Origin of the sequence: Halovivax sp., assembly GCA_007119345.1 — an archaeon.
Taxonomy (GTDB): Archaea; Halobacteriota; Halobacteria; order Halobacteriales; family Natrialbaceae; genus Halovivax.
In genome coordinates this window covers 1-8,702 of sequence record SKPV01000078.1, presented here as the reverse complement: position 1 = coordinate 8,702, position 8,702 = coordinate 1, and the positions used below count along the sequence as shown (strand labels likewise).

Annotated in this window: 4 protein-coding genes; 1 reads left to right on the top strand and 3 read right to left on the bottom strand. The window is 70.8% G+C overall.

Annotated elements, in window-relative coordinates:
• Both QZT59_RS05495 and QZT59_RS05490 read right to left on the bottom strand, forming a co-directional pair.
• Positions 1 to 1,305, bottom strand: a 1,305-nt coding sequence (locus QZT59_RS05495) for a S8 family peptidase (RefSeq protein ID WP_290812515.1), incomplete at its 3' end; no start/stop codon positions are given.
• Positions 1,306 to 1,612: 307 nt separating this feature from the next.
• Positions 1,613 to 6,757 (bottom strand): S8 family serine peptidase, encoded by a 5,145-nt coding sequence (locus tag QZT59_RS05490; RefSeq protein ID WP_290812512.1) that lies wholly within the window; start codon positions 6,755 to 6,757, stop codon positions 1,613 to 1,615.
• 478 nt (positions 6,758 to 7,235) lie between these two features.
• Here QZT59_RS05490 and QZT59_RS05485 point away from each other — a divergent pair, with 478 nt between their 5' ends.
• Positions 7,236 to 7,739 carry a DUF2062 domain-containing protein gene (locus tag QZT59_RS05485; RefSeq protein ID WP_290812510.1) on the top strand — a complete coding sequence of 168 codons (504 nt, stop codon included), beginning with the start codon at positions 7,236 to 7,238 and terminating at the stop codon, positions 7,737 to 7,739.
• A gap of 40 nt (positions 7,740 to 7,779) precedes the next feature.
• Here QZT59_RS05485 and QZT59_RS05480 read toward each other — a convergent pair.
• The coding region (locus tag QZT59_RS05480) for a molybdopterin cofactor-binding domain-containing protein (RefSeq protein WP_290812507.1) at positions 7,780 to 8,702 on the bottom strand (923 nt) is incomplete at its 5' end.

Below are 8,702 nucleotides of genomic sequence, written 5' to 3'. Positions count from 1 at the left end.
GCCGCCCGAGCCGGTCCCCAGGCCCGCCGCGTTCACGAGCCCGTCCCCCTCGGCGCAGGTCCCGTGAACCTCCTCGGCGGTCTCCGAGAGCGTCGCACGAACCTCGTCGTTCGGGCCCGGACCGGCCCCGACGTCGGTCCACGCGAGGGCGGCGGCCCCGGCCACGAAGGGGCACGCCATGCTGGTCCCGCTCTGGTAACTGTAGCTCCCGTTCACGTCGGTCGAGCGGACGTTCGAGCCCGGCGCCATGAGGTCGACGGCTGATCCGACGCTGCTGTAGGCCGCCAGCGTCTCGTCCCGGTCCATCGCCGTGACGGCGAGCACGTCCTCGTGGGTCGCGGGGTAGGTCATCGTCTCCGCGGCGCACGAGTCGGCGCCGTCGTTGCCCTCGTTGCCGGCGGATGCGACCAGCAGGTGTCCCTCCGCGTGCGCTCGCTCGATAGCCGCGTCCAGCGCGACGCTGCCCGATCCGCTGCCGAGGCTCAGCGAGAGGATTTCGATCCCGTTCGACAGACACCAGTCGATGCCCGCGGCGATCCAGCTGTGGAACCCGGTCCCGTCGTCGGCGAGGACCTTGACCGCGTACGGGTCCACGCCGGGAGCGACGCCGACGACCCCGACGTCGTTGTCGAGCGCGGCCGCGATACCCGCACAGTGGGTTCCGTGACCGTTCCGGTCCTCGTAGTCGCTCCCATCGACCCCCGTGAAGTTTCGACCCCCGGCGACGTCGAGGTCGCAGTGGCCGGTTTCGATCCCCGTGTCGAGGATCGCGAGGGAGACGCCGCTGCCGTCGCCCCCGGCTCGGTCCGCCCCGATTCGCTCCCACCCCCACGACGGTGCCTGTGGCGGGTGGAGGAGACAGCTCGCGTCGTCCTCGTCACCGTCGTCGCCGCCGACGATGTCGTCGATCGGAGTACCGTCGAGCGCCCCGTCGCCGATGCGGTCGCCCAGGGCCCCGCCGAACGATTCGCGGACGGTATCGTCGCCGTCGATCGAATCGATCCCGTCGGCCGCCGGCGTCGCCATCGCGAGGGCGTCTTCTTCCACGAGATCCACCCGCGTGTCGGACTCGAGCTCGTCGCGGACGCCGGCGGGGAGCCGCGCGACGACGAAGTCGAAGTGCTCGTACTCCAGCAGGACCTCGCCGCCGACGCTCCGAAGCGCGTCGATCACGCCGGCGGCGTCGTCGGCCGGGTGGACGATCGCGCGGTCGGAGGCGCCCGCGGCGGTCGCGGACGACCCGAGCAGGGTCACGGCGGTCCCGGCGCCGATCGCCGCCAGCATCCGTCGACGGGTGCTGTTCATAGAGGGAGACAGTCCGCTCTTCCTGACCTAAAGGGTTTCTACAATTCGTTGCACCCTTGATGGCGGGGTACCCGCCGTCGATACCTGCGCGTGAGAAGGGTCGCGTTCCGTCGCGGGGCGAAACGCTTCCGCCCGTGGCCGCGCTGCCGGCCGACGGCGGCCGCCGACGGCATCGGCCAGGGTTCACCTGATTTCGCGACGTCCGCGACGGGTCGGACGCTCGTGTGCTCGAGACCGAACCGTGCGTACGAGCGGCCGAGACCGAACCGTGCGTACGAGCGGCCGAAAACGGCCCGCGACCGGGGGACTAGTCGTCGGCCTCAGCGGCTTCGAACGTGGCCGCCGCGTCGTACTCGACGTCCGACTCGTTCCCGTCGGAGAGGTGCTCGGCGCCGAAGAGCGATCGAACGGCCGCACCCACCGCCTCGCCGACCGCGTTCTCGACGAGTTCCTCGTCGCTCGCGGGCGCTTCGTCCGCCGTCCGGCCGGCGACGCCCTCGATCGCGTCGACGATCGTTTCCGGGTCGTCCCCGGCCTCGGGGCCGATCTCGCTCGCGATCCGCTTGACGACCAGCGAGACGACCGCGTCGCGGGCCGTCTCGTCGTCCTCGGCGGCGTCGACGACGTCCGCCGCGTCGACGTCGAGTTCGGAGGCGCTCGCCCCGGCGCCCGGACTGTCGTGGATCACCGGGTCGACGCCGAGGGCCTCGCAGAGCTCGGCCGTCGTCGGATCGTACGCGTCGAGGTTGCAGACGATCGTGCCGGGCTCGGTACACTCGACGTAGTAGGCGTTGAACGGCTTTTTCACCTTCTCCGCCTCGTCCTCGATCAGCCGCTCGCCCAGCTGGGAGCCGGGGGCGTGGAGATCGCCGGGCTCGATGGATTCGATCTCGGCGGTGCCCTCGAAGTCTTCGTCGCCCAGGAACGAGGGCGCGCAGACGATGTTCGTGCCCTCCTCGACCTCCGTGACGCCGAGGTCGCTGTCTCGACGACCCGGCGGGGCGTCTTCGGCGTCCTCCCGGTACTGGAAGTGCATCACCGCGCGGCGGTCCTCCGCCGGGATCACCTTGAAGCCGGTCAGCGTATTCTGATCGGAGAGCTTCCCGCGACCGGTCACCGGCTGCCAGGACTCGGTTCCCTCGTTCCAGGCGTGGACCTCGCCGGCGAACGCCTCGTGGCCGCCGTCGACGCCTAGGACGTCCCAGATCGTCAGGTCGGACGGTCCGGGGATCCCGAGGCCGTACGTCTCGCCGGCCTGGAGGTAGAGGTCCGTGCCGATCTCCGTCGGAGCGGCGACGTCGGCCCCAGCGGCGTCCGCCGAGGCGTCGAGCTCGGCGGGCGGGACCGTCAGGAAGGGATCGTACTCGACGTCCCCGTCCGCGATGGTCTCGTCGTAGTCGCGGTCGCCGAGGTAGTTCTCGCGACAGTCGAAGGGGCCCTCGGGCGCTCCGAACCCGTCGCCCGGATCGCCCTGGAACGGGAGATCGGTCCCGGAGAGGTCGTTGTACCGGGCCAGCACGGCGTCCGCGTCGAGCCCGAAGAAGCCGCCGTCGAAGTCGAGGCCGGTCTCGGCCGCGACGTCGTTCAGCTCCAGCGTCGCGTAGTCGCCGGTCTGTCGGTAGCCGGTGTCCGCGTTCGAGATGGCGTTCCCCTCGACGACGACGTCGCCGTCGCCGAAGCCGAAGTCGCCGACGCGGATCCCCACGTGGACGTCCTCGATCTCGTTGTCACGGATCTCGACGTCCAGATCGTCGACGAAGATGCCGTTCTCCCAGTCGTCGAGAAGCGGTTCGTCGGTACCGACGCCGACGATCGCGTTGTTCTCGATGCGACTCTCCTCGGTGGTGGTGAAGGCGCCCCAGGCGACGACCCCGCCGTCGTAGTTCTCGCCGTAGGCGATCTCGCAGTCGGTGACGGTGACGCCGTCGGCGTTGTTGAGGTAGACGCCGCCCCAGCCGATGAGTTCGCTCGGCTCCCCGATCGTCACGCCCGTCACCCTGACGTTCTCGACGGGTCCGCCCGTGAGGTCGGTTCCGACGCCGATCGACGTGTCGAGCATCGTCCCGCCCTCGACCGCGACGTCCGAGACGTTCGCGTCGAGGAACACCCCGCTCGTGCCGCTCGCCGTGACGTCCCTGACGGTCACGCCGGTCGTCAGATCGTCGACGCGGACCCCGTTGGCGATCGCGTTCTTCTCGTCGACCGCGCCGTCGACGACGTTGGCGTGGATCCCCTCGATCGTCACGTCGTCGGCGTCCACGTTGACGACGTTCGGCGCGGGAAGGTCTCGGGCGTGGACGATCTCCGGCGTCGCGCCGTCTGCCGCCCGGAGGGTGATTCCCTCCGTCCCGACGTAGAGGCCGGCCTGGAAGCCGCGGTCGGGTTCGTCGACCTCGTAGGTGCCGTCGGCGAGGACGACCTCGTCGCCCGGTGCCACGAAGTCCACGGCGCCCTGGAGGTCGTCGATCTGCTCAGGCACGCGGATCGGCGACTCGTAGACGCGCGTCGGCCGGAACGTCACGGCCGTCTCGACATCCTCGTCGCGGTCGCCGAGGGTAACGAACCGACCGTCGGGGGCGAACCGCCCGATCGCGTCCGGCGTCTCGACCGCGATCTCGAGTTCGCCGTCGCGGGGCTCGTCGAACGCGATCGGCTCGTCGAAGGCCGCCTCCTCGCCGTCGACCCGGAGCGTCAGGTCGTCCGCCGCCAGGAACTCGAGGCCGGAGACGCCGATCTCGACCTCGAGGAGGTCGTCGGCGTCGACGACGATCGTCGCGGTCTCGCCCGGCGCGATCCGCTCGGGCGGCATCTCGGCGACGCGAATCGCCGGCGCACTCGCCGCGTGCGAGACGGCGTTCCCGAGGATCTCGCGGCCGCTCGCGGTGACGTCGTTTCGGCCGACGAAGAAGCCTAGACCGAGCGAGGAGGCGAGCACGGTGCGGCTCAGATCGTCGACGCCGAGCCCGCCGCCGGTCGTCTGGAAGCTGGCCTCCGTCTCCGCGATCGTCGCGCCGGCGACCGCACCGGCGTACTCCTCGAAGTAGGTGTGGAAGCCGCCGAAGACGCCGACGAATGGGTCGGCGATCCCCGGCGGTTCGGTGATCGGAACGGCCTCGTCTACGTCCGCGACGCCCTCGATGATCGGGTGGTCCTGACCGATCCGGTACTCGACGGGCGGGACGATCCCCTGGAAGTAGGCGTCGACGGTGTGGCGGGGGTCGCCCGTCGCCTCGGACAGCTGGGAGACCGCGTTGCTGTCGGCCTCGAACTGGTCGAGGTAGACCACGCCGATCGCCGGGTCGGCCGTCTCCGCGGCGAAGTCTTCGATCACGTCCTCGTCGACGCCGAGGTTCTGGACGACGTAGGCCTCGTGCTCGCGGTCCGGAACCGCGTCCAGCGCGTCCGCCGGCGTCAGCGCCTCGAACTGGTATCGCGGGTGCATCTCCTCGTCCAGCATCGCCACGACGTCGGCGGTGAAGCCCCCGCCCTCGACGTCGACGACGCCGATCGGAACGGGCTGATCGAACACCGACGTCGGTCCGGTGGTCACCTCGACGGTCTCGCCGAGGCCCTCGAACGCGTGGCGGAGTTCGAGATCGCCGAGCCCCTTCTCGTCCGTCGAGACGGACACCGTGACGGTCCCCGTCTCGACGCCGTCGAAGTCGTACGCTTCGTCGAAGCGGGCTTCCTCGTCGCCGTCGATCGCGAGCGCCGCTCCCCCCTCGTAGTCGCCCTCGATGGAGACCGTGAGAGCGTCGGCGTTCGCGACGCCGAGCTCCACCTCGAACGACTCCCCGGCTTCGAGCCCCGCCGGCTGATCCGCGATGAGGCGGGCGGCGAGGGCGTCGTCGAGCGTGAGGTCGTGGCCGGTGAACTGGTCGTCCGAAACGTCGACTGTGGCGGTCACCGGAGCGTAGCCGAAGGCGTCCGCCGTGACCTCGTAGGTGCCCGCGAGCGCCCGGAGGGTGTAGGCGCCGTCGGCGTCGGTCTCGGTCGGGAAGCCGTCGAGCTCGACCGTCGCGCCCGCGATCGGGTCGCCGTCGCCGTCGGCGACGGTCCCCTCGACGCCGCTCTCGGCGGCCACGCGACTCGTCGCGTGGAGGGCGTCGACGATGCCGTGCCCGTAGCGGGTGTCCTGTCCGTCCGACTCGTCGGCGGGTTTCCAGCCCGTCGTCGTCAGCGCGGCTTTCGCCTGCGAGGGGTCGAACGCGTCTTCGGCGGCCGACTGCATCAGGGCGAGGAGGCCGGCGACGTGCGGCGACGCCATCGACGTGCCCGAGACCGCGTCGTACTCGTCGTCGGCGTAGTCGACAGGAATCGCGCTCAGCACGTCCACGCCCGGTGCCGAAACGTCGGGGACGACGTACTCGTCAGGCCACTCCGACGGCGCGAGGACGCCCCACGCCGTTTCGGTATCGATCGTCTCGCCGCTCGAGAAGTCGGCGATCGCCTCGTTCTCGTCGCTGGCGCCGACGGCCAGCGAATCGTGGACGTTACCGGGCGAGCCGGAGGTGCCCGCGCCGTCGTTGCCCGACGCCGCGATCACGAGGGTGCCGGCCGCCTCGGCGTTGCGGATCGGCTCGATCATCTCGCCGTGGTAGCCGCCCGCGCCGAGGCTCATGTTGATCGCGTCGGCGTCGTTCTCGACGGCCCACTCCATCCCGCCGATGATCTGGGCGAAGGTGCCGCCGCCGCCCGGGAGGACCAGCCCGTGCATGAGCGTCGCCTCCGGCGCGACGCCGTAGGACGGGACGTCGCCGGCGGGCTCCTCGGCGCCGACGACCGTCCCGCTCACGTGGGTGCCGTGCATGCCGGTGTCGTGGGGATCGGCGTCGACTTCCTCGCCGTCGCCGTCGAACTCGGCGAAGTCGTCGGGGTCGATCTCGAGGTCCGGGTGGTCCGGATCGACGCCGGTGTCGAGGACGGCGATCCGCGCGCCCTCGCCGCGCGTTCCGAAGGCTCCCCACGCGTCGGGTGCGTTGATCTGGTTCAAGCCGTACGTGGCTCCGTCCGCCCCGTCGCGGGTCGAGCCGGCGGCCGGCCCGGGGAGCTCGAACGCGTGGTTCGCGTGGACTTCGGAGACGCCGTCGAGCGAGCGAAGCGCGTCGAGGTCGACCTCGGCCCCGTCGACTTCGAGCAGGAGCGCGTTCGCGAGCCAAAATCGGTTCGTCACCTCGAGCCCGTCGGTCTCCGCGACGTAGTCGACGATCGGTTCCTGGGCCTCGGCCGCCTTCGCCCGAAGTTCCTCGACGGCGTCCGCGTCTGCCGCGAAGAACGGCACCTCGACGTCCTCGGCGCGGACGACCACCTCCTCGACGTCCCCGCCGCCGTCCGCGAGGCCCGACGAAGAAAACAGTCCGAGCGCGCCCGCGAGCGCCGTTCCGTGCAGTACAGTCCGCCGCGACAGGGCCAGCGGCCCGTCGCGATCGCCGTAACGTGGGTCGTCTCTCATAGGGTGCTAACGGCGTTGCGCCGTGGCCGCTGCCCCCCACGATTACTAATAAATCCTGAATATCGTTGGCGGTTAACCGTCCATTTCCGAAGAAATCGAACCGGGGACCACACTCCAGAAAGTCGAAAGAGAGCGATTCGTGGCGGTTCTCGACCGATCGTTCGCGCGGCGACCCACCGGATCGCGCCCCACACCCGCACCGTCCGGCGGTCGGTACTCCGGTGACCGAGGCGTCCGGGGGTCGGATTCCGATGGCCGAGGCGTCCGACGGTGGGTACGCCGGTGACCGAGACGTCCGACGGTGGGTACGCCGGCGACCGAGGCCTCAGACCGTCGGGGAACCAACGGCAAGCCGAGTCCACGGCAGCGAGGACCGACCGTCGAATCGTGATCGGTCGGTGCGAGAAGGGTCGGATCGCTGACGGTCGGCGCGTCCGACCGGAGAGTTGATGGCCTCCCGGGCGGATCCATCCGCAGAATGGTTCGGGCCAGGTGCCGGGCGCTCTCGGCGCGACTCCGCGCGGAGATCAGGCAGGCGCTGCTCGAGAAGCACACGCCGCGGGAGGTCGCGGGGAGCTTCGCGCTCGGCACGTTCATCACGATGCTGCCGACCCTCGGAACCGGCCTCCTGTTGTTTTTCGGGATCGTCGCCGTCACGGAACGGGTCAGCAAGATCGCCCTGTTCGCCTCGGTGGTCGTCTTCAACCCGGTCGTGAAGTGGGGCGTCTACGCGTCGAGTTTCACGCTCGGCGTGGCGCTCCTGGGCCCCGTCGAGGGCGTCTCGCGCTCGGAGGTCTCGGTGACGGCCGGTCCGGACATCGTGGTCAGGCTCCTCCTGGGGAACCTCATCCTCGCCGCGATCGCCACCGCGGTCGGCTACGTCGTCGCCTATCGGATCGCGATCCGCCTGGAGAAGGGCGAGGTCGGCGAGGCCCTCGAGGAGGCGGTCGACGACTTCGTCGACGACGTGCTGACGGAGTGAGCCGCGGGCGCCGTCGCCGGCTCGACGCGGTTCCCCGCCGTCACGTCGGGTCGCCGTGGATCGCCCGCCAGACCCGCTCTTCGGTCAGCGGCATGTCGACGTGCGCGACGCCCAGCGGCGCGAGCGCGTCGCAGACGGCGTTGACGACGACGGGCGGGGCGGCGATCGTCCCCGCCTCGCCGATCCCCTTCACGCCCATGGGATTTCGGGGACTCGGCGTCTCCGTCGCGGCGGTCTCCATCCGCGGCACGTGTTCGGCTCGCGGGACGCCGTACTCGAGCATCGAGTCCGTCAGGAGTCGTCCGCTCCCCTCGTCGTAGACCGCGTGCTCGTAGCGCACCTGACCGATCCCCTGGGCGACGCCGCCGTGGACCTGCCCCTCGACGATCGTGGGATTGATCCGCGGCCCGCAGTCGTCGACGGCGACGTAGCGCTCGACCTCGACGTCCCCGGTGTCGGGATCGACCGCCACCGCGGCGACGTGGGTGCCGAAGGTGTAGGCGGATCCCTCGGGCTCGTAGAAGCACGTCGACTCGAGCCCGGGGTCGAGGCCGTCCGGCAAGCCCCGGCCGTAGGCGGCCCCCGCCACCTCGGCGAACGAGACGGGCTCCTCGCCGGCCCCGTCCTCCGTTCCCCCGTCCGCAGACAACCGCTCGCGTTCGACGGCGAACTCGCCGTCGGCGTAGGCGATCTCGTCGACGTCGGCCTCGAGGCGGTGGGCCGCGATCCGGCGGGCCTTCTCGAGAACCTCGCGGGCGCCCTCGCGGACGGCGTTGCCCGCCGCGATGGTGCTCCGGCTGCCGAAGGTACCGATCCCTCGCGGGATCGCGTCGGTGTCGCCCTCGACGACGTCGATCTCGTCGGAGGGAACCTCGAGTTCGTCGGCGACGATCTGGGCGTAGGTGGTCTCGTGACCCTGGCCGTGGGAGTGGCTGCCGGCGTAGACGGTCACGCCGCCGTCGG